Source organism: Variovorax paradoxus (genome assembly GCF_009498455.1).
In the GTDB taxonomy this organism is placed as follows: domain Bacteria; phylum Pseudomonadota; class Gammaproteobacteria; order Burkholderiales; family Burkholderiaceae_C; genus Variovorax; species Variovorax paradoxus_H.
Map to the genome: position 1 here is coordinate 1,457,247 of NZ_CP045644.1, position 21,558 is coordinate 1,478,804.

The following is a 21,558-nucleotide window of genomic DNA, read 5'->3' on the forward strand; positions in this document are numbered from 1 at the left end:
ACATGATCGAACTCAACCACACGCACGACGCCAGCGCTCGCAGCTGGGTCACATCGGCCAACGTCGCAGGCAGCGACTTTCCGATCCAGAACCTGCCGTATGCGATGTTCCGTCGCATGGGCAGCCCCGAGCCGTTCCGCGGTGGCGTGGCCATCGGCGACCAGGTGCTCGACCTCGCGGCGCTGGCTGCGGGATCGCACGTCAACGGCCTCGCGCTCGATGCGGCGCGTGCAGCTGCGTTGCCCGCGCTCAACGATTTCTTCGCGCTCGGCCCGTCCGCCTGGCAGGCGCTGCGCCATGCGATCTTCGCGCTCTTGCGCAGCGATGCACCGACCGCGACGGCGGACGACCTGCAGCCCTGCCTCGTGCCGCAGGCCGAGGTCGACTACACCGTGCCCGCGCGCATCGGCGACTACACCGACTTCTACACCTCGATCGACCACGCACTGAACATCAGCCGCCTGATGAACCCCGACGGCGACGTCACGCCCAACTTCCGCTGGGTGCCGACGGCGTACCACGGGCGCGTGTCGACCATCGGCGTGAGCGGCCAGCGCTTTCACCGGCCGATGGGCCAGGCCATGGCGCCCGGCGCGAAGGCGCCGACCTACCAGGCCTGCGCGCGGCTCGACTACGAACTGGAGCTGGGCGTGTGGATCGGCCAAGGCAATGCGCAGGGCGAGGCGATTCCGCTCGAAAACGCGGAGGAACACATCTTCGGCCTCTGCCTGCTCAACGACTGGTCGGCGCGCGACATCCAGTTCTGGGAAATGGCGCCGCTCGGGCCTTTCCTCGCGAAGAACTTCGCCACCACGATCTCGCCGTGGATCGTGACGATGGAAGCGCTCGCGCCCTACCGCCAGGCATGGACGCGGCCCGCGAACGACCCGCAACCGCTCCCATACCTGGAAGGCAGCGCGAACCGCGAAGGCGGCGCGCTCGACATCCGGCTCGAGGTGTGGCTCGAAAGCGAGCAGGCGCGCGAACAGAAGACCGGGCCGTCGCGCCTGTCGGGCACGAGCTTCCGTCACCAGTACTGGAGCGTTGCGCAAATGGTGGCGCACCACACGGTGGGCGGCTGCAGCCTGAACCCGGGCGACCTGTTCGGCAGCGGCACCATCTCGGGCCCTGGCGAAGGCGAGGCCGGCGCGATCATCGAACTGACCCGCGCGGCCCAAACCCCGGTGACGCTGGCCAACGGCGAAACGCGCGGATTCCTGGAAGACGGGGATGCGGTGCTGCTGCGCGGCTGGTGCGAGAAGCCCGGCCATGCGCGCATCGGTTTCGGCGAGAGCCGGGGGACCGTGCTGCCGGCGCGAGGATGACCTCGGGGTGAAACCGCCGCGCCAATGAAAAAGGCCACCTGGTGAGGTGGCCTTTTTCATGCGATTTGGAGCGGGAAAAGAGTCTCGAACTCTCGACCTCAACCTTGGCAAGGTTGCGCTCTACCAACTGAGCTATTCCCGCGTGAGCCTCAGATTATAGGGTGGTTCTGAGCCGTTTGCCAGCCTCCACCGAAAAAATTTGAAATCAGGCCCCGAACACCAGCGCGCGGTGCATCGACACCCCGGCAAACAGCCCGTCGGCCGAGGCGAGCGTGGCGTTGGAGAAAGCCATCGCCACATCGCCCGCCGCATAGACGCCGGGCACCGTGGTCGTCTTCATCGCATCGACGCGCAATACCGGGCCGGTCGGGCCGTCGTCGAACGCGCAGCCCAGCTGTTCGGCCAGCGGACTGGTCGGCCGCGTGTGCGGCGCCACGAACAGCGCCTCGATCGGCACACGCCGCCCGTCGTCCAGGCGCACGGCCGTCAGGTCCGTCCCCTGCCCTTCGAGGCCGGCGATGCGCCCGGGCTCGAGGGTCACGCCGCGCGATTGCAGCCGGGCGCGTGCCTCGGCATCCGGCCCTTCAGCGCCATTCAGGAAGAGCGTGGTCGGGCCCCACTCGGCGATCAGCATCGCGTGGTCCGGCGGATGCGCGCTGTGAAAGAGCACGCCCAGCGGGCGATCACCGAACTCGTAGCCGTGGCAATAGGGACAGTGCAGCACGCTCTTGCCCCAGCGCTCGCCGAGCCCCGGAATGTCGGGCAGACCGTCCTGCACGCCGAAGGCCAGCAGCAGCTTGCGCGTGGAAAGCTTTTCCCCGTTGCTCAATGAAACGGTGAAGCCCTCCTCGCCATCGGCCGTTGCCACAGTCACCGTGCCCTCGACGAAAGTGACCGACGGATAGGCGAGCAGCTTGTCGCGCGCGTTGGCAATCATCTGCAGCGGCGGCATGCCGTCCTGCCCGAAGAAGCCGTGCGAGGCGTCGGCGAAGCGATTGCGCGGGGCCCCTGCGTCGACGACGCAGACCTTCCTGCGTGCGCGCGCCAGTTGCATGGCGGCGGAAAGGCCGGCAAAGCTACCGCCCACGATGAGTGCGTCATAACGCATGTGCGATGTCCTTCAGGGTGAAGCCGCCGCCCGTCATGCGGCGATGAAAGTCCTTGGAAAGATCGGCCAGCGTGATGCCGTTGAGCCGCCGCAGCAGCAGCGCCTCGGCCTCCTGGCAGGCGCCGTCGAGTGCGGCGTTCACCGCCTGCTCGACGATGCAGCCCGGGCTCTCGGCGCGGTTGCCCATGGCCAGCAGCGCGGGCGCCCCGACGGCGTTGTGGATGTCGCCCAGCGTCACCGAGCCCAGCGAGCACGACAGCACCCAGCCGCCGCCATGCCCCTTCGCCGAGCTGACGAAGCCGGCCTGTCGCAGCCCCGCCATGAGCCGGCGCACGACGACGGGGTTGGTCTGCATCGCCGCGGCGAGCGCCTCGGAGGTGATGGGTGCGTCCAGCTCGGCCATGTGCAGCAGCACGTGGAGCACGCCGGAGAGCTTGCTGTCTCGTTTCATGCAACATTATGAGTTGCATGTTTCCGACGGCATGGCGCTCGACATCCAAAAACCCCGGATCGCGCGGGGATTTGCAGACGCCGCCCTAACGCACGAGCCCCTCATTTCGCCGACGGTCGATTCCCACAGCAGCGGGCGAACGCGCCGCACATGGCGACAACCCGCCGGCCCGTGATGGTTGCCCCCGAATCGATCGAACCCCGGTCGGTTCTGGAAACCGTGACTCAGCAACGAAAGGAACTGTCACTCATGACTACACATGCAACCAACCGCATCTTCATCGGCGCCATGCTGGCGGGCCTCCTGGCCCTCGGCGCGACGGCCCAGGCGCAAGGCGTCGGGGTCGGCGTGGGGGTCAACGCCGATGTGAAGGCCTCGGGCGCGACTGGTGCGACGCAAGGCGGCGCAGCGGGTGCACGCTCGCAGACCGGTGCGTCGGCCGGTGCCAATACGAATGCCAACACCGACACCTCGACCTCCGGTGCGACCGGCGGCGTGGGCAATGCCGTCGGTGGCGTGCTCGGCACGGCCACGGGTGCGGTCGGCGGTGCCACCGGCGCCGTGGGCGGCGCGACACAGGCTGCGGGCGGTGCGACGCAGGCCGTCGGCGGTGTGACCAACACCGTCGGCAGCACCGTGAACAGCGCGACCGGTGCCGCGGGCGCGGTCGGCGGCGCGGTGAAACCGGCCACGGCCGGCGCCAAGGCGAGCGGCAAGGCGCAGGGCTCGGGCGCGGTCGACCTGCACAAGAAGTAAGCAGGTCGCACGCCGCATTGCTGCAGTGGCCGGACGCGGCTGCTGCAGCGCATCGCTTCAACGAAATCAAGCCCGCAACGCTTCGTGCGTTGCGGGCTTGTGTCGTTAGGGGCCGGGTGCGGGCAGCTTGAAGAGGCTGGTGACTTCGGTGTCGAGCACCACCAGCGCGCGCTGGTTGAACAGCCGCCAGCGCCAGCGCAGGATGCCGAGCGTGGGGCGCTTTTCGGAGCGGCGCACTTCGATCACGTCGGCCACGAGCCGCAGCGCATCGCCAGGTCGCACCGGGTTCGGCCAGCGCACGTGCTCGAGCCCGGGCGAGGCGAACGATTCGGAGCCGGCCAGTGCGGCCTCGACCACCAGCCGCATCGCGATCGAACAGGTGTGCCAGCCGCTGGCGATGAGGCCGCCGAAGGGGCTTTCGGCAGCGGCCTCGGCGTCGGTGTGGAACCACTGCGGGTCGTAGGCCCGCGCGAACTGCAGCAGCTCGGCTTCGGTGAGCACATAAGGCCCGGCCTCGATGACCTGGCCTGCATGGAAGTCGGCGAACAGCATTCGCCGCAGCTTAGTACGTTTCGAGGTGGAGTCGGCCTTCGCGCTTCAGTGCGGCGCCCACGGTGTCCCAGTCGAGCCCCGCTTCTTTCGCCACGTCGCACAGTGCGAGCACTACGCCCTCTTCCATGCTCTTGAGGCCGCACACATAGAAATGGCTCGCGCCGTCTTTCAGCAGCGCGGCCAGGTCGGCGGCGCGTTCGCGCATCAGGTCCTGCACGTAGCGCTTGGGTTGCCCCGCCGTGCGCGAGAACGCGAAGTTGATGTCGATGAAGTCCTTGGGCAGCGACTGCAGCGGGCCGAAGTACGGCAGCTCCTGCTGCGTGCGCGCGCCGAAGAACAGCATGAGCTTGCCGCCTTCGAACTTGCCGCTCTTGCGCAGGCGCCGGCGCCATTCGGTCATGGCGCGCATCGGTGCACTGCCGGTGCCGGTGCAGATCATCACGATGTGCGACTTGGGATGGTTCGGCATCAGGAACGACGAACCGAAGGGGCCCACCACCTGCACCGTGTCGCCCACCTTGAGGTCGCACACGTAGTTGGAGCACACGCCGCGCACCGGGTCGCCTTCGTGGTCCTCGGTGACGCGCTTCACGGTGAGCGAGACGTTGTTGTAGCCGGGCCGCTCGCCGTTGCGCGGGCTGGCCACCGAGTACTGGCGCGCATGGTGGCGCTTGCCGATGGCATCGACGCCCGGCGGCACGATGCCGATCGACTGGCCCTCGAGCACGGGGAACGGCACCACGCCGAAGTCGAGCACGATGTGGTGCGTCTCGCTGTCGAAGCCGGCCTCGGTGCAGTTGAAGTTGCCCACCACGGTGGCGGTGGTCGGGGTCTTCGGCGGGAACAGGTTGGTGTACGCGTGCGCGGCCGACCAGGGCGGCACGCTGGCACCGTACTGCGCGGAGTTGAAGACCGGCTCGGTGGCTTCGGCCGCAGCCTGGGCCTGCGTCTGCGCGGGCGCTTCTGCAGCCTCGGCGGAAGCACCGGACACGCCGGCGGCTTCGAGTTCTTCGGGCGAGAGTTCTGCGGGGAGCTCTTCCCACGTGAGCTGCTCTTCGATGGTGTACGCACGCACCAAAGGCATGGTGCGCCAGTTGTCGATCGAGCCCGTGGGGCACGGCGAGATGCAGGCCATGCAGCCGTTGCAGACGTCCGCACGCACAACGTAGTTGTTGTCGTCGTGCGTGATCGCGTTCACGGGGCAGGTCGCCTCGCAGGTGTTGCAGCGGATGCAGATCTCGGGGTCGATCAGGTGCTGCTTGATGATCCCGGCTTCAACGACCATGTCCATGTTGTTCTCTCCTGAAAGCCCTCCCCTTCCGGGGAGGGTTGGGTGGGGCCAGCGGCGTTTGTCGTGGTCACGCTGCTGTGCCCCATCCCAGCCTTCCCCAGCGGGGAAGGAGCAATACCGAAATCCCGGATCAACCGAAACGCACGTACTCGAAATCGACAGGCTGGCGGTTGATGCCCATCACCGGCGGTGCAATCCAGCCTGCGAACTTGCCCGGCTCGATCACGCGGCCCATCAACGATGCCACGAAAGCGAAGTCTTCGGAACTCGGCAGCCATTCGTCGCGCTTGGCGGCCCATTCGACCTCGCTCACCACGCGGCCCTCGGGCGACATCTTGATGCCGGCGAGCGCGCCGATCTGGCGGTTGAAGGCCTTGTGCGGCACGACCAGACGCGTCGGAATGCCGGCCTTCTCGAGCACCTTGTTCCAGCGGCCGACGCCGGACACCGAGTCCTTGATGAAGTCGTCGCGCAGCACTTCGTTCAGTGCGTTGAGCATCGGCACGTCCTTCTCGACGAGCTGGCCGTCGCGCACTTCGAGCACCTTGTAGGTCTGGCCTTTGAGCACGTGGTCGTCGTCGCGCTTGCCTTCTTCGTAGCGGCCCTTCAGGCCCGAGCTGTAGAAGATGGCGGCGTTGCTCGACTGGTCGGCGCCGAACAGATCGATGGTCACCGAGTAGTGGAAGTTCAGGTAGCGCTGGATGGTGCCCAGGTCGATGCAGCCGGCGGCGCGGATCTTCTGCGCGTCGTCGGTCTTGAGCTCGTTCATGACCTGTGCGGTGCGCGCGATGACGCGCGACACGCCGCTCTCGCCCACGAACATGTGGTGCGCTTCTTCGGTCAGCATGAACTTCGTGGTGCGCGCCAGCGGGTCGAACGCACTCTCGGCCAGCGCGGCCAGCTGGAACTTGCCGTCGCGGTCGGTGAAGTAGGTGAACATGAAGAACGCGAGCCAGTCGGGCGTCTTCTCGTTGAAGGCGCCCAGGATGCGCGGGTTGTTGGCGTCGCCCGAGGTGCGCTGCAGCAGCGCGTCGGCCTCTTCGCGGCCGTCGCGGCCGAAGTGCTTCTGCAGCAGGTAGACCATGGCCCACAGGTGGCGGCCTTCTTCGACGTTGATCTGGAACAGATTGCGCAGGTCGTACATCGACGGCGCCGTGAGGCCCAGGTGGCGCTGCTGCTCGACCGACGCGGGCTCGGTGTCGCCCTGCGTGACGATGATGCGGCGCAGGTTGGCGCGGTGTTCGCCGGGCACGTCCTGCCAGACCTTCTCGCCCTTGTGGTCGCCGAAGTGCACTTCGCGGTTGGCATCGCCCGGGTTCAGGAAGATGCCCCAGCGGTAGTCGCGCATCTTCACGTGGCCGAACTGCGCCCAGCCCTGCGGGTCGACGCTCACGGCCGTGCGCAGGTACACGTCATGGTTGGTCGAGCCTTCGGGGCCCACGTCGTCCCACCAGTTGATGAAGTTGGGTTGCCAGCCTTCGAGCGCGCGCTGCAGCGTGCGGTCTTCGCCGAGGTTGACGTTGTTGGGGATCTTCTCGCTGTAGTTGATCGTGCTCATCGTTGTTCCTTGGGTTGTGCGGACTGCTGCTCTGTGCTCAAACGCGGTTCAAGTCGAAGCCGGCTTTTTGACCGGTGCCGTAGACCTTCAATGCGCCCTTTTCGCCGACGGCGTTGGGGCGGTTGAAGATCCAGTTCTGCCAGGCCGTGAGGCGGCCGAAAATGCGGGTGGCCATGTTCTCCTTGCTCGCGAAGCGCAGGTTGGCTTCGAGGCCGGTGAGTGCGTCGGGCGACATGGCGGCGCGCTCTTCGATGGCGATGCGGATCTCGTCGTCCCAGTCGATGTCGTCGGGCGCGGCGGTCACGAGGCCGAGCTTCACGGCCTCGTCGGCGTCGAGCGCCTGGCCGGCGGCGGCGCGCGCAGCTTCGAGCGGCGCGGTCTCTTCATAGAAGCGGCGCTGCAGGCGGCTCTGGTCGTTCACCATCGGGAAGAAGCCGAAGTTGAATTCGTTGAGCGTGAGCTTCGGTGCGCGCGCGGCGTCGTCGGGCAGCGCGAGCATGTAGCTGCGGTCGGCCGCAAAAGCCAGCTCGGCCAGCGTGCCGGCGAAGCACGAGCCGGCCTCGACCAGCGCGAAGAGGCTGCGCGACGACACATCGAGGCGCGCCAGCGTGCGACGCAGGCCGCCGATGGTTTCGCGCACCAGCCAGTGGTCTTTGTTGGCGAACATCACGGCGTCCGATGCGAGCACGGCGGCGGCGTCGCCTTCGGTCTTGAGCAGCCAGGTGCCGACGTCGAGTTCGTTGGTGCGCAGGTTGAGGATGGCGTCGTCGAGCTCGCGGCACACGGCCAGCGGCCACCACGCGGCGCCTGCGGCTTCGATGCCGGCGATGTAGGCCGGCTGCGCACCGGTGGGCGCCTTCACGGTGATCGTCGCGGTGCGCTTGCTGCGGTCGATCTGCACGTTGACGTTGGCATACGCGATGCCGTCGGCGCTGTCGGTGCGCTCGACGCGGGTCAGGGCCACGCCCTTGGCGCCGGCCGGACGGTCGCTGCCGGCGGCGAGCTGCGTGGCGCGTTCCTGCACGGCGGCGGGAAACTGCGCGGGCTTGGCCACGGCATCGACCAGGCGCCAGTCGACCGCGCGCTGGCCGCGCACGCCTTCGACGCTGGTGCAGAAGATGTCGGCGAGGTCGTGGCGCACATGGCGCTTGTCGGTCACGCGGGTCAGGCCGCCGGTGCCGGGCAGCACGCCGAGCAGCGGCACTTCGGGCAGCGAGACCGACGAGGAGCGGTCGTCCACCAGCAAGATTTCGTCGCAGGCCAGCGCCAGCTCGTAGCCGCCGCCGGCGCAGGCGCCGTTCACGGCCGCGAGGAACTTCAGGCCCGAGTGCTTGGAGGTGTCTTCCATGCCGTTGCGCGTCTCGTTGGTGAACTTGCAGAAGTTCACCTTCCAGGCGTGGCTCGACACGCCCAGCATGAAGATGTTGGCGCCCGAGCAGAAGATGCGGTCCTTGCCGCTGGTGACGATCACGCTGCGCACTTCGGGGTGCTCGAAGCGGATGCGGTTGAGCGCGTCGTTCAGCTCGATGTCCACGCCCAGGTCATAGCTGTTGAGCTTGAGCTTGTAGCCGGGGCGAATGCCGCCGTCTTCCGCGATGTCGAGCGTGAGGCGCGCAATGGCGCCGTCGAAGCTCAGCGACCAGTGGCGGTACTGGGCAGGTTCGATGCGGTAGTCGACGCGCTGGGGCGCCTGGAGCGTGGTGTCGGTCATGCGGAAGTCTCCTGTGGGGCTGTGTTCAGAAAACCGTGAACAGGAATAATAATGCACTTCCTTGTTCCGATGACATGCATCATGCTGCATGCAAACAGGCAAGTCAATGCCTGTTGTGCTTTTTTTCAGATGCAGCGGCCTAGACCAGGCCTATGGATTGGCGGGCGACCGCGCGCAGCGCCTGGAAGCTCTGCTGCAGCGTCTTCCCACTCGTGTCCACCGACAGATCGGCCTTCGAATAGAAAGCGGCGCGCCCGTTCAGGATGCGGCGCAGGTCTTCCATGGCTTCCTTGCTGGCGGCCATCGGGCGGGTGTCGCCTTGAGCGGCCACGCGGCCCATGTGCTCCTCGGGCGCGGCCTGCAGCCACACGGTGGTGCAGTGGGCCAGCAGTTCGTTGAAGGTGGCCGGGTCGGACACGATGCCGCCGGGCGTGGCAATGACCACCTCGCTGTAGATCTGCACCGCTTCTTCGAGCGCGCGGCGTTCGTAGCGGCGGTAGGCGTTGGTGCCGTACAGGTCGTGGATTTCGCGCACGCTGCAACCCGCGAGCTTCTCGATCTCGCGGCTCAGTTCGATGAACGGAATCTCCAGGTCCTCGGCCAGCATCTGCCCCAGCGTCGACTTGCCCGCGCCGCGCAGCCCCACGAGCGCGATGCGCCGGTGCCGCGCCGGATCGACCGAGGCCGTGCCCAGCATCTCGCCGAGCGCCACGCGCACGCGGCGCAGGTCGGCCTCGCTGCGGTGCTCCAGCAGTTCGCGGATCAGCAGCCACTCGGGCGAACTGGTCGTCACGTCGCCCACCAGCTCGGCCAGCGAGCAGTGCAGCGCCCCGGCCACCTGCTGCAGCACCAAGATCGATGCGTTGCCGATGCCGTATTCCAGGTTCGCCAGGTGGCGCTCCGACACGTCGGCCGACAAGGCCACGGCCTTGCGCGTGAGGCCGCGCTGCGCGCGCAGGTTGCGCACGCGGTCGCCCAGTGCCACCAGCAGCGGGTTCTTGGCCTCCCCGGCCACGGCGGCGCTGTTGCTATTGCTATTGCCTGGGCCGCCCTCGGGCGCGGTGGCCAGCACCGCGTCTACATGCTCGTTCATGCCATTCCTCGTTCTTCGCCGGGATTGTGCGCGCTCAGGGTAAACACCATAGATGCACTATATTGCTTGACACCTGTTGTCTCGCTGCTTATTGTTCGATCACACGCAAGATACTGCACGCGCAGCCTTCCTGCAAGAAGTCGATAGTTCATCCGTTCGAGGCCCACGATGTCCGACACCTCCACGCCCGCCACCGGCAAGGCGGCATTTCACCAGCTGATCGCCGGCCTGACCGCCGAGATCGCCGGCCAGCCGCTCGACGACACGCTGGACCAGTGGCTCAACGCCACCTACGGCGCCGGCAGCGCCCGCTTTGCGCAACTGCGCCAGGCCTGCATCGGCGGCGTTGCCGAAGGCTGGCTGTGCGAGCGCGAAGGCGGCGGCATCAAGTACGGCCGCGTGTTCAAGGCCGAAGACGCGCTGCACCGCTTCTCGGTCGACGTGGTCGACATGCAGGACCTCGCCGGCCCGCATCACACGCACCCGAACGGCGAGATCGACCTGATCATGCCGCTGGACGACACCCCCGCCGCCACCTTCGACGGACGGCCCGCGGGCTGGTGCGTCTACGGGCCCGGCACCGCACACCGCCCGACCGTGGCCCAGGGCCGCGCACTCGTCCTCTACCTGCTGCCCGAAGGGCAGATCAAGTTCACTCCATGACCGACCTTCTCGCCAACCACGTCGCCGGCCGCTGGCAAAGCGGCACGGGCGCCGGCACGCCCCTGTTCGACCCGGTGCTCGGCACCGAACTCGCGCGCGTCGACGCCACCGGCCTCGACCTGCCCGAAGCCTTCAGCTTCGCCCGCGCACAGGGCGGCCGCGCGCTGCGCGCCCTCACCTACCGCCAACGCGCCGGCCTGCTCGCAGCCATCGTGAAGGTGCTGCAGGCGAACCGCGACGCCTACTACGAGATCGCCACCGCGAACTGCGGCACGGTGAAGAACGACTCGGCCGTCGACATCGACGGCGCGATCTTCACGCTCGGCCAGTACGCGAAGTGGGGCGACGCGCTCGGCGACGTGCGTGCACTGCGCGACGGCGACGCCGTGAAGCTCGGCAAGGAGCCCGTGTTCCAGTCGCAGCACCTGCAGGTGCCGACGCACGGCGTGGCGTTGTTCATCAACGCCTTCAATTTCCCCTCGTGGGGCCTGTGGGAAAAGGCCGCGCCCGCGTTGCTGTCGGGCGTGCCCGTGATCGTGAAGCCCGCCACGGCCACCGCCTGGCTCACGCAGCGCATGGTGAAGGACGTGGTCGATGCGGGCGTGCTGCCGGCCGGCGCGCTGTCGGTCATCTGCGGCGGCTCGGCCGGTCTGATGGACCAGCTGCAGCCCTTCGACGTGGTCTCGTTCACCGGCTCGGCCGAGACGGCCGCCCTCATCCGTTCGCACCCGGCCGTGGCCGAGCGCTCGGTGCGCGTGAACATCGAGGCCGACAGCCTCAACAGCGCCCTGCTGCTGCCCGGCGCCGCGCCCGGCAGCGAGGCCTTCAACCTCCTCGTGCGCGAAGTGGTGCGCGAGATGACGGTCAAGTCGGGCCAGAAGTGCACCGCCATCCGCCGCATCCTGGTGCCGGCCGAGGTGTACGACACCGCCGCCGAAGCCATCGGCGCCAAGCTCGCGGGCGTGACCGTCGGCAACCCGCGCAACGAGAACGTGCGCATGGGTTCGCTCGTGAGCCGCGCGCAGCTGAACGCCGTGCGCGACGGCCTCGACGCCCTGGCCGCGCAGACCACCGTGCTGCACGACAGCAGCAACAAGCCCCTCATCGACGCCGACCCGGCCGTGGCCGCCTGCATCGGCCCCGTGCTGCTGGGCGCGCGCGACGCCGATGCCGCACAGCGCGTGCACGACGTGGAAGTGTTCGGCCCGGTCGCCACGCTGCTGCCCTACAACGACCTCGTGCACGGCATCGCGCTCGCACACCGGGGCCAGGGCTCACTCGTCACCTCGCTGTACGGCAGCGACGATGCCGCTCTGGCGCAGGCCGCGCTGTCGGTCGCACCGAGCCACGGCCGCGTGCACGTCATCACGCCCGAGGTCGCGCAAGCCCACACCGGCCACGGCAACGTGATGCCGATGTCGATGCACGGCGGCCCCGGCCGCGCGGGCGGCGGCGCCGAACTGGGCGGCCTGCGCGCGCTCGACTTCTATCACCGCAAGAGCGCGGTGCAGGCGAGCCCCGGCGTGCTCGCCGCCCTCGGCCTCTAGAGCCAGCCACGCACAGGCCCCAAGGAGACAACACGATGAGCAGCCTGCCCGCACGATTCAACTTTGCCGAACACCTGTTCGCCCTCAACCGCGGCCGCGCCGAGCGCACCGCCTACATCGACGACCGCGGCACGCTGCGCTACGGCCAACTCGAAGACCGCGCGCGGCGCCTGGCCGCCGCGTTGAAAGCCGCGGGCCTGCGCCGCGAAGAGCGCGTGCTGCTGCTCATGCTCGACGGCAACGACTGGCCCGTGAGCTTTCTGGGTTGCCTCTACGCGGGCATCGTGCCCGTGGCCGTGAACACGCTGCTCACGCCCGACGACTACGCCTACATGCTCGACCACAGCCGCGCACAGGCCGTGCTGGTGTCGGGCGCGCTGCTGCCGACCTTGCAGGATGCGATGGCGCGCGGCGGCCATGAAGTGCAGACGCTGTTCGTGTCGCAACCGACGGGCGCATTGCCCGAGGGCGCGCACGAGTTTGAAGCCGCACTCGCCGCCGTCGAGCCACAGCCCGCACCCGCGCTCACCGCGTCGGACGACCCCGGCTTCTGGCTCTATTCCTCCGGCTCCACCGGCAAGCCCAAGGGCACGGTGCACACGCACGCCAACCTGTGGTGGACCGCCGAGCTCTACGGCAAGCCCGTGCTCGGCCTCACCGAAGACGACGTGTGCTTCTCGGCCGCCAAGATGTACTTCGCGTACGGCCTGGGCAATGCGCTGACCTTCCCGCTGTCGGTCGGCGCGACCGTCGTGCTGATGGCCGAGCGCCCCACGCCCGATGCCACCTTCCGCCGCTGGACCGAACACCAACCCACCGTGTTCTTCGGCGCCCCAACCGGCTTCGCAGGCATGCTCGCGTCGCCGAAGCTGCCGGCGCGCGATGCGGTCGCACTGCGCATGTGCTCGTCGGCCGGCGAAGCGCTGCCAGGCGAGATCGCGCAGCGCTTCAAGGCGCACTTCGGCTGCGAAATCATCGACGGCATCGGCTCCACCGAGATGCTGCACATCTTTATCTCCAACCGCCCCGGCGACGTGCGCTACGGCACCACGGGCAAGCCGGTGGACGGCTACGAGGTCGAGTTGCGCGGCGAAGACGGCCACCCCGTGCCCGACGGCGAAGTGGGCGACCTGTACATCCGCGGCCCGAGCTCGGCGCTCATGTACTGGTGCAATCGTGAGAAGTCGCGCGACACCTTCCAGGGCGGCTGGACCAAGAGCGGCGACAAGTACACGCGCGACACCGACGGCTACTTCACCTATGCGGGCCGCAGCGACGACATGCTCAAGGTCAGCGGGATCTATGTGTCGCCCTTCGAGGTCGAGGCCACGCTGATGCAGCACCCCGCCGTGCTCGAGGCTGCGGTGATCGGGAAGGACGATGCGGATGGGCTGACGAAGACCAAGGCGTTCGTGGTGCTGAAGGATGGCGCTGTCGTTTCTGAGGACGAACTCAAGGCCTTCGTGAAGGAGCGGCTGGCGCCTTACAAGTACCCGCGCTTTCTGGAGTTCGTGAGCGAGCTGCCGAAGACGGCCACCGGCAAGATCCAGCGCTTTCGGTTGCGTGAACGCGAGAAGCAGGCATGAGCATGCGGTCCCCGTTTTTCTCCCTCCCCTCCCGGGGGAGGGTTGGGGTGGGGGCATCGGCCTCCACACACGCACAGCCTTTGCAAGCGCCGCGAGCCCCCATCCCAGCCTTCCCCCGGAAGGGGAAGGAGCAACAGCCGGGAGCCATGCGATGAGCACCACCACCTTCGCCACCATCGACTGGCGCGGCCGTCCCATCCGCATCGAGTGCCAGTGGATCGCCCCCGAGCGCGGCGCCGACACCCCGCTCATCGTCTTCCTGCACGAAGGCCTGGGCTCCGTCGCGATGTGGAAGGACTTCCCCGCCCAGGTCTGCGAAGCCGCCCACGCGCGCGGCCTCGTGTTCTCGCGCCCCGGCTACGGCCGCTCCACGCCGCGCGCCGACGACGAAATCTGGGACGTCGACTTCATGCACCGCCAGGCGCACGAGGTGCTGCCCGCGCTGTTCGCCGCACTGAAGCTCGGCGACGAGAAACCCTGGCTGTTCGGCCACAGCGACGGTGGCTCGATCTCTCTGCTGTATGCCGCGCGCTTCCCCGACAAGGTCGAAGGCCTCGTGGTGCTCGCGCCGCACCTCTTCGTGGAAGACAAGACCGTCGCGAACATCGAAATCGCGCGCACCGCGTACCGCACGACCGATCTACCCGCCAAGCTCGGCCGCTACCACGACAGCGCCGACTCGGCCTTCTGGGGCTGGAACCGCATCTGGCTGCACCCGCCCTTTCGCGACTGGAACATCGAGGCCGAGCTGGCCACCATCCGCTGCCCCGTGCTCGCGGTGCAGGGCATCGACGACGAATACGGCACGCTCGCGCAGATCCGCGACATCGCACCGCGCGTCAGTGGGACATGCGAGCTGCTCGAAATCCCTGAATGCGGGCATTCCCCGCATCGCGATCAGCCGGATCGTGTCATCGTCGCGACCGCTTCTTTCATCACCAACAACAGGAGACAGACACCATGACGAACCTTCGCACCGCGCGCCTGGCGCTCACGGCCATCGCCCTCGCCGCACTGGCCACTGCTGCCGGCGCACAGGGCACGGGCAAGCTCAAGGTCGGCCTGATGCTGCCCTACAGCGGCACCTACACCGCCCTGGGCGTGGCCATTGAAAACGGCTTCAAGCTCTACGTGGAACAGCAGGGCGGCAAGCTCGCGGGCCGCGAGATCGAATACTTCAAGGTCGACGACGAGTCCGACCCCGCCAAGGCCACCGACAACGTCAACAAGCTCATCAAGCGCGACAACGTCGACGTGATCGTCGGCACCGTGCACTCGGGCGTGGCCATGGCCATGGCCAAGGCCGCCAAGGAAAGCGGCACCGTGCTCATCGTGCCGAACGCCGGCGCCGACGCGGTGACGGGCCCCATGTGCGCGCCCAACATCTTCCGCAGCTCGTTCAGCAACTGGCAGCCGGCTTTCGCCATGGGCGAAGTGGCGGCCAAGCAGCAGGGCAAGAAGAAGGTCATGACCATCACCTGGAAGTACGCGGCCGGCGAAGAGTCGGTCAACGGCTTCAAGGAAGGCTTCGAGAAGAACGGCGGCAAGGTCGACAAGCAGCTCACCCTGCCCTTCCCCAACGTGGAGTTCCAGGCGCTGCTGACCGAGATCGCGGCGGCCAAGCCCGATGCGGTGTACGCCTTCTTCGCAGGCGGCGGCGCGGTGAAGTTCGTCAAGGACTACCAGGCCGCGGGCCTGAACAAGACCATCCCGCTGTACGGCCCCGGCTTCCTGACCGACGGCACGCTCGACGCACAGGGCGAATCGGCGCAAGGCATGCTCACCACGCTGCACTACGCCGACGGCCTGAACACCCCGCGCGACAACGCCTTCCGCGTGGCCTATGCCAAGTCGTTCAAGCTGCAGCCCGACGTGTACGCGGTGCAGGGCTACGACGCCGCGCAGATGCTGGGCGTGGGCCTGAATGCCACCAAGGGCGACATCTCGAAGAAGGCCGAGTTCACGGGCGCGATCGAGAAGGCGAAGATCGACAGCCCGCGCGGCACCTTCACGATGAGCAAGTCGCACAACCCGGTGCAGGACATCTATCTGCGCAAGGTTGAAGGCAAGGAAAACAAGCTGGTGAGCACGGCCATCAAGGGCCTGTCTGACCCCGCTCGCGGCTGCCGGATGTAAGCCTGGCTCTCCCCCAGGCTTCGCGCACTTCGTGTCGCTACGCCAACCCCCTCACCGGGGGCGACACCTGCGGCCCGGCAAAGCCGGTTCCGCGGTGTCTGGCGCACTGCCTCCCTCCCTCAACGATCCCGCTCAGAGAGAACCTCCAACGTGGATTTCGGAACCTTCTTAGTGCAGTGCCTGAACTCCGTTCAGTACGGCCTGCTGCTCTTTCTCGTGGCCTCGGGGCTGACGCTGATCTTCGGGATCATGGGCGTCATCAACCTCGCGCACGGGAGCTTCTACATGATCGGCGCCTACCTGGCGTTCTCGCTGGCGCCGCTGTTCGGCGACCAGTTTCTGCTGATGCTGGTGGCCGGCGTGGTGCTGGCCGCGATCTTCGGCTACGTGCTGGAGTGGGCCTTCTTCAGCTACCTCTACCAGCGCGACCACCTGCAGCAGGTGCTCATGACCTACGGGCTCATCCTGGTGTTCGAGGAACTGCGCTCCATCTTCGTGGGCAACGACGTGCACGGCGTGAAGGTGCCCGCGTGGCTCGACGGCAGCTTCGCGCTGGGCAACGTCATGAGCTACCCGTGGTATCGCCTCTTTGCCTCGGCCGCCTGCATCGTGCTGGCCGCGGGCCTGTACTACGTGGTGAACCGCACGCGCCTGGGCATGATGATCCGCGCCGGCGCGAGCAACCGCGACATGGTGCGCGGCCTGGGCATCGACGTGAAGCGGCTGTACCGCATCGTGTTCGCGGCCGGCGTGGCGCTGGCGGCACTGGCCGGCATGATCGCCGCGCCGATGTCCTCGGTGTACCCGAACATGGGCGCGAGCGTGCTCATCATCTGCTTCGTGCTGGTGGTGATCGGCGGCATCGGCTCGATCACCGGGGCGCTCGTGGCCTCGCTGCTGGTGGGCTTCGTCGACACCTTCGGCAAGGTGTTCTTCGCCGACCTGGCGGGCATCGGCATCTACCTGCTGATGGCCATCGTGCTGATCTGGAAGCCCGAAGGCTTGATGGGGAGGCGGCCATGAGCCCCGTGGTTGCGTCTGTGTCTGCACCTTCGTCGCCGCGGCGTGGTGCCTTCGTCGTGCCCGTGGGGTGCGCCATCGCCCTCGCCGTGGCCGGTCCGCTGCTGGGCAACTACGCGTCGGACTTCATCGTCAAGGTGATGATCCTGTCGATCTTTGCGCTCAGCCTGGAGCTGCTGGTGGGCATGACCGGGCTCGTGAGCCTGGGCCATGCAGCCTTCTACGGCATCGGTGCGTACGTCACCGTGCTGGCCTCGGGCAACGAGGGCGGCAACTTCGCGGTGCTGCTGGTGCTGTCGATGGGCGCAGCGGCGCTGTATGCGCTGTTCGTCGGCGCGCTGAGCCTGCGCACGCGCGGCGTGTACTTCATCATGGTCACGCTGGCCTTTGCGCAGATGGCGTTCTTCGTGTTCCACGACACCAAGGTCGGCGGCGGCAGCGACGGCATCTACCTGTACGTGCGCCCGGCCCTCGGCGCGCTCGACATGGAAAACCGCAGCGTGCTGTTCTACGTGGTGCTCGCCTCGCTGGTGTTCACCTACGGCCTGCTCGCGCTGGTGCGCCGCTCGCGCTTCGGCGCGGCGCTCGCGGGCATCCGCGTGAACGAGCAGCGCATGCGCGCCGCGGGCTTCCCGGTGTACGGCTACAAGCTCGCGGCCTTCGTGCTCGCGGGCGCACTGGCCGGGCTCGCGGGCTTCCTGCTGGCCTCGCGCGACGGCGTGGTCAATCCCGAGCTGATGGCCTGGCACAACTCGGGCGAGGTGCTGCTGATGGTGATCCTGGGCGGCCTCGGCCACCTGCGCGGCGCGGTGATCGGCGCGGTCGCATTCACGCTGCTGAAGGAAATCTTCTCGACGCATGCGGTGATGGGGCCGCTGGCCGACCACTGGCAGCTGACGCTGGGCATTGCGATCATCGTGTTCGTGGCGCTGTTGCCGAAGGGATTGATCGGTTTGGTGCAGCGCCTGTCGCCGAAGGGAGGCGCATGACCCCGACTTTGAATTTCTCCCTCCCCTCCCGGGGGAGGGCCGGGGTGGGGGCTGACGGCCTCCAACGCCGCGCAGCCTCGAAGGCCGCTTGCCCCCATCCCCACCTTCCCCCGGAAGGGGAAGGAGCAACACCATGAGCACCCACGCACTGCTGTCCGTCGACAAACTCACCCGCCGCTTCGGCGGCCTCACCGCCGTCAACGCCGTCACGCTCGACCTGCACATCGGCGAAGTGCATGCGGTGATCGGCACCAACGGCGCCGGCAAGTCGACGCTCATCAACATGCTCTCGGGCGAGATCGAGGCTTCCGAAGGGCGCATCGCGCTCGACGGCGTGGACATCACCGCGCGTGCGCAGTCGCGCCGCGCCCGCGACGGCGTGGGCCGCAGCTACCAGCGCACGACCATCTTTCCGGAGTTCAGCGTGCACGAGAACTGCCGCCTCGCCGCGCAGGCCGCCACGGCGAAACCGTGGGCGATCTGGCAGTCGTCGCAGCGCTGCGCCACCAGCAACGCATCGGCCGACGCCGCGCTCGACGCCGCCGGCCTCACGGCCGAGGCGCGGCGCATCGCCGGCACGCTGAGCCACGGCGCGCAACGCCAGCTCGAAGTGGCGATGTGCCTGGCCACCCACCCGCGCGTGCTGCTGCTCGACGAGCCGCTCGCCGGCATGGGCGCCGAAGAAACCGACCGCATGCTCACGCTGCTCGCGCGGCTGAAGGCCACGCACGCCATCCTGCTGGTGGAGCACGACATGGACGCCGTGTTCCGCATCGCCGACCGCATCACCGTGATGGTGAACGGCACGGTCATCGCCACGGGCGACCCACAGGAAATTCGCGAGAACCCCGAAGTGCGCACGGCCTACCTCGGCGAGGAGAACCATTGATGCCCCCACGCTCATCACTTCGTGTATTCGCTGCCCCCCGAGGGGGCGCAGGCCTCCCTTGGGGCGGCCCGGCGGGAGGCCTGAGATGCTGATCGTTCGCGACCTCAACACGTACTACGGCAACAGCCACATCCTGCGCGGCGTGCATGCCGGCATTCCAGCGGCGACCTCGGTCGGCCTGCTCGGGCGCAACGGCATGGGCAAGACCACGCTCATCCGCACGGTCATGGGCTACGTGCGCCCGGCCTCAGGCGAAGTGCAGGTCGATGGCCGCACCGTTACCGGCCTGCCGCCCGAGAAGATGGCGCGCCTGGGCATCGGCTACGTACCCGAGGGCCGCGGCATCTTTCCGAACCTGTCGGTGCGCGAGAACCTCGTGATGAGCGAACGCGCCGGCGTCGACGGCCAGCGCGCCTGGACCTTCGACCGTGTGATGGCCACCTTTCCGCGTCTGTCGGAACGGCTCTCGCACGGCGGCCAGCAACTGTCGGGCGGCGAGCAGCAGATGCTGTCGATCGGCCGCGCGCTCATGACCAACCCGCGCCTGCTGATCCTCGACGAAGCCACCGAAGGCCTCGCCCCGCTGATCGTGGCCGAGATCTGGCGCGTGATCAGCGAGATCCGCAGCACCGGCATTGCCACGCTGATCGTCGACCGCGACTACCGCAAGGTGCTCGCGCACACCGACCTGGCGGTGGTGATGGAGAAGGGGCAGATCGTGCGGCATGGCGCGTCGGCGGAGCTGCTGGCGCAGCCGAAGGTGCTGGAAGAACTGCTGGGCGTGTGAGCCTGCGTGGCGGGCCTCACCCGGTCCGCTGCGCCATCAGGAAATCGATGAACACCCGCATGCGCAGCGGCACGTGGCGCCCGTCCGGGTACAGCAGCGTGTAGGGCCGCGAACGGCCCGCGAAGGGCTTCAGCACCTCGACGAGCGCGCCGTCGGCCAGCTCCTTCTCCACGACGAAGCGGTAGGTCTGGAACAACCCGGCGCCGCTTTTCGCGAGCGTGACGCCGCCGAGCACCTCGTCGGAACAGCTGTAGGCGCTGTCCGCAAACACTTCGCGGTCCTTGCCGTTCTCCTTGAAGAGCCACGAAATGCGGCGGCCACTGCTGGGCAGTTCGAACTGGATGCACTCGTGCGCGGCAAGATCGTCCAGCGTGCGCGGGGTGCCGGCCTTGCGCAGGTATTTGCGCGTGGCGACCACGACCAAGTCCGCATCCTCGAGGTGCCGCGCAATCAGCGTGGAGTCGGGCTGGGCCCGCACGCGCACGGCCATGTCGTAACCCTCTTCCACGAAATCGATGTTGCGGTTGCTCAGGTGCACGTGCAGCCGGATGTCGGGAAAGCGTTCGCGAAACGCCGGCAGCATCGGCAGGATGCGGTGGTGGCCGTAGGTGGTCGGCACGCTGATGCGCAGCGTGCCCGAAGGCAGCGACTGCTGGCCCGTCACCTCGCGCTCGGCCTCGGCCAACTGCGCCAGCGCTTGCCGGCACTGCGCGAAGTAGACACGGCCCGCGTCGGTGAGCCGCACGCTGCGCGTGGTGCGCACGAACAGCCGCAGCCCCAGCCGCTTCTCGAGTCGCGAGATCGACCGGCTCACGGCCGCGGGCGTCACGCCGGCAGCGAGTGCCGCCGAGGTGAAGCCGCCGCTCTCCGCCGCGAGGCAGAACAACTCGATGCTGCCCAGGAGGATGTCGCCGAACTGCCGCTGCATGGATTGATTACCTCGCGTATCAAGTGAAGTGCGAGTCTAGTGATTTATCTATCGATTCGTCATCAATAAAGTTCTCCTCACGTCATCAACTTCCCTGGAGAACCGACATGCAGGACAACTCTTCCCTCACCGTGGTCATCACCGGTGCCTCGAGCGGCATCGGCCTGGGCCTTGCGCAGGCGTACCTCGCGCGCGGCTTCAACGTGGTCGCGAACGCGCGCACCGAAGAGCGGCTCGCAGCCGCCGCGAAGCAGCTCGGCAACCCGGCGCGCCTTCTCGGCGTGGCGGGCGACATCGGCCGCCGCGACACGGCGCAGCAGCTCGTCGACCGCGCCGTGGCGCGCTTCGGCCAGGTCGACGTGCTCATCAACAACGCGGGCATCTTCAACGCCAAGCCCTTCGTCGACTACACCGAAGACGAACTCGACCAGCTCGTCGCAACGAATCTCAAGGGCTTCGTCTATGCCTCGCAGGCCGCGGCAAAGCACATGGTCGCGCGCCGCCAGGGACACATCGTGAACATCACGGCGAGCATCGCGCTGCAGCCGAACCAGCAGGTGCCGGCCGTGCTGCCGGTGCTGATCAAGGGCGGCATCAATGCCGCGACGCGCGCGCTGGCGCTCGAACTCGCACCGCACAACGTCAAGGTGAATGCGGTGGCACCCGGCATCGTGGACACGCCGCTGTACACGCCCGAGCAGCACGGCTTTCTCAACGGCCTGGCGCCCGCCGGCCGCATCGCGACCGTGCAGGAGATCGCCGACGCGGTGCTCTACCTCACGAGCGCCGATTTCACGACCGGCGTGGTGCTGCCCGTGGATGGCGGCATGAGCACCGGCAAGTGGTAATCACCTCACCCATTCACCCAAGGAGCGCACCATGCCTTTCATCAACCTGAAGATCACCCGTGACGGCGTCACGCGCGAACAGAAGACCCAGGTCATTGCCGAGTTCACGGAAACGCTCGAGCGGGTGCTGAAGAAGCCGCCCGAATGGACGCACATCGTGATCGAGGAGATCGACACCGACGACTGGGGTTTCGCGGGTTTGACGACCACTGAGTACCGCAAGCGGCTGGCCGAGCGTGCGAAGCCGCCGCAGTGAAGCAACAGCGGCGGATCGGGCACCGTTGCCCTCGCTGTGAGCGGGAGTAACACGTCCGTTCCAC

Annotated in this window: 21 protein-coding genes and 1 tRNA gene; 13 read left to right on the forward strand and 9 right to left on the reverse strand. The window is 67.7% G+C overall.

Annotation, left to right across the window (positions count from 1 at the left end):
* Nucleotides 1-2 precede the first annotated feature (2 nt).
* Nucleotides 3-1,325 (forward strand): fumarylacetoacetase, encoded by a 1,323-nt coding sequence (gene fahA / locus GFK26_RS06525; protein WP_153281286.1) that lies wholly within the window; start codon nucleotides 3-5, stop codon nucleotides 1,323-1,325.
* 66 nt (nucleotides 1,326-1,391) lie between these two features.
* Here fahA and GFK26_RS06530 read toward each other — a convergent pair.
* From GFK26_RS06530 to GFK26_RS06540, 3 genes are all read right to left on the reverse strand, one after another.
* Nucleotides 1,392-1,467 (reverse strand) — tRNA-Gly (locus GFK26_RS06530).
* Between the two features lie 63 nt (nucleotides 1,468-1,530).
* Complete coding sequence (locus GFK26_RS06535; protein ID WP_153281287.1) at nucleotides 1,531-2,433, reverse strand: NAD(P)/FAD-dependent oxidoreductase; 903 nt, start codon at nucleotides 2,431-2,433, stop codon at nucleotides 1,531-1,533.
* Nucleotides 2,423-2,884, reverse strand: a complete 462-nt coding sequence (locus GFK26_RS06540) for an Rrf2 family transcriptional regulator (RefSeq protein WP_153281288.1) — start codon at nucleotides 2,882-2,884, stop codon at nucleotides 2,423-2,425. Before GFK26_RS06540 ends, GFK26_RS06535 begins: the two co-directional genes overlap by 11 nt.
* Nucleotides 2,885-3,133: 249 nt before the next feature.
* Here GFK26_RS06540 and GFK26_RS06545 point away from each other — a divergent pair, with 249 nt between their 5' ends.
* Nucleotides 3,134-3,640, forward strand: a complete 507-nt coding sequence (locus GFK26_RS06545) for an adhesin (protein WP_153281289.1) — start codon at nucleotides 3,134-3,136, stop codon at nucleotides 3,638-3,640.
* 105 nt (nucleotides 3,641-3,745) lie between these two features.
* Here GFK26_RS06545 and GFK26_RS06550 read toward each other — a convergent pair whose 3' ends face one another.
* The 5 genes from GFK26_RS06550 to GFK26_RS06570 form a co-directional block, all read right to left on the reverse strand.
* A complete protein-coding gene (locus tag GFK26_RS06550; RefSeq protein WP_153281290.1) occupies nucleotides 3,746-4,192 on the reverse strand; it encodes a MaoC family dehydratase in 447 nt (148 codons plus the stop codon).
* 10 nt (nucleotides 4,193-4,202) lie between these two features.
* Nucleotides 4,203-5,483, reverse strand: a complete 1,281-nt coding sequence (gene boxA / locus GFK26_RS06555; protein WP_153281291.1) for a benzoyl-CoA 2,3-epoxidase subunit BoxA — start codon at nucleotides 5,481-5,483, stop codon at nucleotides 4,203-4,205.
* Between the two features lie 130 nt (nucleotides 5,484-5,613).
* The gene (gene boxB, locus GFK26_RS06560) at nucleotides 5,614-7,041 is read right to left on the reverse strand and encodes a benzoyl-CoA 2,3-epoxidase subunit BoxB (RefSeq protein ID WP_153281292.1); all 1,428 of its coding nucleotides are present in this window, start codon (nucleotides 7,039-7,041) and stop codon (nucleotides 5,614-5,616) included.
* Nucleotides 7,042-7,078: 37 nt separating this feature from the next.
* A complete protein-coding gene (gene boxC / locus GFK26_RS06565; protein ID WP_153281293.1) occupies nucleotides 7,079-8,752 on the reverse strand; it encodes a 2,3-epoxybenzoyl-CoA dihydrolase in 1,674 nt (557 codons plus the stop codon).
* A 139-nt stretch (nucleotides 8,753-8,891) separates the two neighbouring features.
* Nucleotides 8,892-9,845 carry a helix-turn-helix transcriptional regulator gene (locus GFK26_RS06570; protein WP_153281294.1) on the reverse strand — a complete coding sequence of 318 codons (954 nt, stop codon included), beginning with the start codon at nucleotides 9,843-9,845 and terminating at the stop codon, nucleotides 8,892-8,894.
* Nucleotides 9,846-10,013: 168 nt separating this feature from the next.
* Here GFK26_RS06570 and GFK26_RS06575 point away from each other — a divergent pair, with 168 nt between their 5' ends.
* The 9 genes from GFK26_RS06575 (at nucleotide 10,014) to GFK26_RS06615 (ending at nucleotide 19,462) form a co-directional block, all read left to right on the forward strand.
* Complete coding sequence (locus tag GFK26_RS06575; RefSeq protein WP_153281295.1) at nucleotides 10,014-10,508, forward strand: DUF4863 family protein; 495 nt, start codon at nucleotides 10,014-10,016, stop codon at nucleotides 10,506-10,508.
* On the forward strand, nucleotides 10,505-12,055 hold the full coding sequence (locus GFK26_RS06580; RefSeq protein WP_153281296.1) for a 3,4-dehydroadipyl-CoA semialdehyde dehydrogenase: 1,551 nt from the start codon (nucleotides 10,505-10,507) through the stop codon (nucleotides 12,053-12,055). Before GFK26_RS06575 ends, GFK26_RS06580 begins: the two co-directional genes overlap by 4 nt.
* A 35-nt stretch (nucleotides 12,056-12,090) precedes the next feature.
* Nucleotides 12,091-13,641, forward strand: coding sequence for a benzoate-CoA ligase family protein (locus GFK26_RS06585; protein WP_153281297.1), 1,551 nt, complete (start codon nucleotides 12,091-12,093; stop codon nucleotides 13,639-13,641).
* A 151-nt stretch (nucleotides 13,642-13,792) separates the two neighbouring features.
* On the forward strand, nucleotides 13,793-14,605 hold the full coding sequence (locus tag GFK26_RS06590) for an alpha/beta fold hydrolase (protein WP_153281298.1): 813 nt from the start codon (nucleotides 13,793-13,795) through the stop codon (nucleotides 14,603-14,605).
* Complete coding sequence (locus GFK26_RS06595) at nucleotides 14,602-15,777, forward strand: ABC transporter substrate-binding protein (protein WP_101490609.1); 1,176 nt, start codon at nucleotides 14,602-14,604, stop codon at nucleotides 15,775-15,777. The genes GFK26_RS06590 and GFK26_RS06595 overlap by 4 nt, the downstream gene beginning before the upstream one ends.
* A 150-nt stretch (nucleotides 15,778-15,927) precedes the next feature.
* Complete coding sequence (locus GFK26_RS06600; RefSeq protein WP_153281299.1) at nucleotides 15,928-16,800, forward strand: branched-chain amino acid ABC transporter permease; 873 nt, start codon at nucleotides 15,928-15,930, stop codon at nucleotides 16,798-16,800.
* A complete protein-coding gene (locus tag GFK26_RS06605) occupies nucleotides 16,797-17,786 on the forward strand; it encodes a branched-chain amino acid ABC transporter permease (protein ID WP_153281300.1) in 990 nt (329 codons plus the stop codon). Before GFK26_RS06600 ends, GFK26_RS06605 begins: the two co-directional genes overlap by 4 nt.
* A 133-nt stretch (nucleotides 17,787-17,919) precedes the next feature.
* Entirely contained in the window at nucleotides 17,920-18,675 is a 756-nt protein-coding gene (locus tag GFK26_RS06610; protein ID WP_153281301.1) for an ABC transporter ATP-binding protein, read from the forward strand.
* An 85-nt stretch (nucleotides 18,676-18,760) separates the two neighbouring features.
* A complete protein-coding gene (locus GFK26_RS06615; RefSeq protein ID WP_153281302.1) occupies nucleotides 18,761-19,462 on the forward strand; it encodes an ABC transporter ATP-binding protein in 702 nt (233 codons plus the stop codon).
* Nucleotides 19,463-19,478: 16 nt separating this feature from the next.
* Here GFK26_RS06615 and GFK26_RS06620 read toward each other — a convergent pair whose 3' ends face one another.
* Nucleotides 19,479-20,390 carry a LysR family transcriptional regulator gene (locus tag GFK26_RS06620; protein ID WP_153281303.1) on the reverse strand — a complete coding sequence of 304 codons (912 nt, stop codon included), beginning with the start codon at nucleotides 20,388-20,390 and terminating at the stop codon, nucleotides 19,479-19,481.
* A gap of 107 nt (nucleotides 20,391-20,497) precedes the next feature.
* Here GFK26_RS06620 and GFK26_RS06625 point away from each other — a divergent pair, with 107 nt between their 5' ends.
* Together GFK26_RS06625 and GFK26_RS06630 are read left to right on the forward strand one after the other, a co-directional pair.
* Entirely contained in the window at nucleotides 20,498-21,238 is a 741-nt protein-coding gene (locus GFK26_RS06625) for an SDR family NAD(P)-dependent oxidoreductase (RefSeq protein WP_153281304.1), read from the forward strand.
* A gap of 31 nt (nucleotides 21,239-21,269) precedes the next feature.
* Nucleotides 21,270-21,494: a tautomerase family protein gene (locus GFK26_RS06630; RefSeq protein WP_070061404.1), complete on the forward strand. Its 225-nt coding sequence runs from the start codon at nucleotides 21,270-21,272 to the stop codon at nucleotides 21,492-21,494.
* Nucleotides 21,495-21,558: the final 64 nt, after the last annotated feature.

Coding starts and splice junctions, on each gene's coding strand:
- fahA (WP_153281286.1), top strand. CDS start 3: ATGATCGAACTCAACCACACGCACGACGCCAGCGCTCGCAGCTGGGTC.
- GFK26_RS06535 (WP_153281287.1), bottom strand. CDS start 2,433: ATGCGTTATGACGCACTCATCGTGGGCGGTAGCTTTGCCGGCCTTTCC.
- GFK26_RS06540 (WP_153281288.1), bottom strand. CDS start 2,884: ATGAAACGAGACAGCAAGCTCTCCGGCGTGCTCCACGTGCTGCTGCAC.
- GFK26_RS06545 (WP_153281289.1), top strand. CDS start 3,134: ATGACTACACATGCAACCAACCGCATCTTCATCGGCGCCATGCTGGCG.
- GFK26_RS06550 (WP_153281290.1), bottom strand. CDS start 4,192: ATGCTGTTCGCCGACTTCCATGCAGGCCAGGTCATCGAGGCCGGGCCT.
- boxA (WP_153281291.1), bottom strand. CDS start 5,483: ATGGACATGGTCGTTGAAGCCGGGATCATCAAGCAGCACCTGATCGAC.
- boxB (WP_153281292.1), bottom strand. CDS start 7,041: ATGAGCACGATCAACTACAGCGAGAAGATCCCCAACAACGTCAACCTC.
- boxC (WP_153281293.1), bottom strand. CDS start 8,752: ATGACCGACACCACGCTCCAGGCGCCCCAGCGCGTCGACTACCGCATC.
- GFK26_RS06570 (WP_153281294.1), bottom strand. CDS start 9,845: ATGAACGAGCATGTAGACGCGGTGCTGGCCACCGCGCCCGAGGGCGGC.
- GFK26_RS06575 (WP_153281295.1), top strand. CDS start 10,014: ATGTCCGACACCTCCACGCCCGCCACCGGCAAGGCGGCATTTCACCAG.
- GFK26_RS06580 (WP_153281296.1), top strand. CDS start 10,505: ATGACCGACCTTCTCGCCAACCACGTCGCCGGCCGCTGGCAAAGCGGC.
- GFK26_RS06585 (WP_153281297.1), top strand. CDS start 12,091: ATGAGCAGCCTGCCCGCACGATTCAACTTTGCCGAACACCTGTTCGCC.
- GFK26_RS06590 (WP_153281298.1), top strand. CDS start 13,793: ATGAGCACCACCACCTTCGCCACCATCGACTGGCGCGGCCGTCCCATC.
- GFK26_RS06595 (WP_101490609.1), top strand. CDS start 14,602: ATGACGAACCTTCGCACCGCGCGCCTGGCGCTCACGGCCATCGCCCTC.
- GFK26_RS06605 (WP_153281300.1), top strand. CDS start 16,797: ATGAGCCCCGTGGTTGCGTCTGTGTCTGCACCTTCGTCGCCGCGGCGT.
- GFK26_RS06610 (WP_153281301.1), top strand. CDS start 17,920: ATGAGCACCCACGCACTGCTGTCCGTCGACAAACTCACCCGCCGCTTC.
- GFK26_RS06615 (WP_153281302.1), top strand. CDS start 18,761: ATGCTGATCGTTCGCGACCTCAACACGTACTACGGCAACAGCCACATC.
- GFK26_RS06620 (WP_153281303.1), bottom strand. CDS start 20,390: ATGCAGCGGCAGTTCGGCGACATCCTCCTGGGCAGCATCGAGTTGTTC.
- GFK26_RS06625 (WP_153281304.1), top strand. CDS start 20,498: ATGCAGGACAACTCTTCCCTCACCGTGGTCATCACCGGTGCCTCGAGC.
- GFK26_RS06630 (WP_070061404.1), top strand. CDS start 21,270: ATGCCTTTCATCAACCTGAAGATCACCCGTGACGGCGTCACGCGCGAA.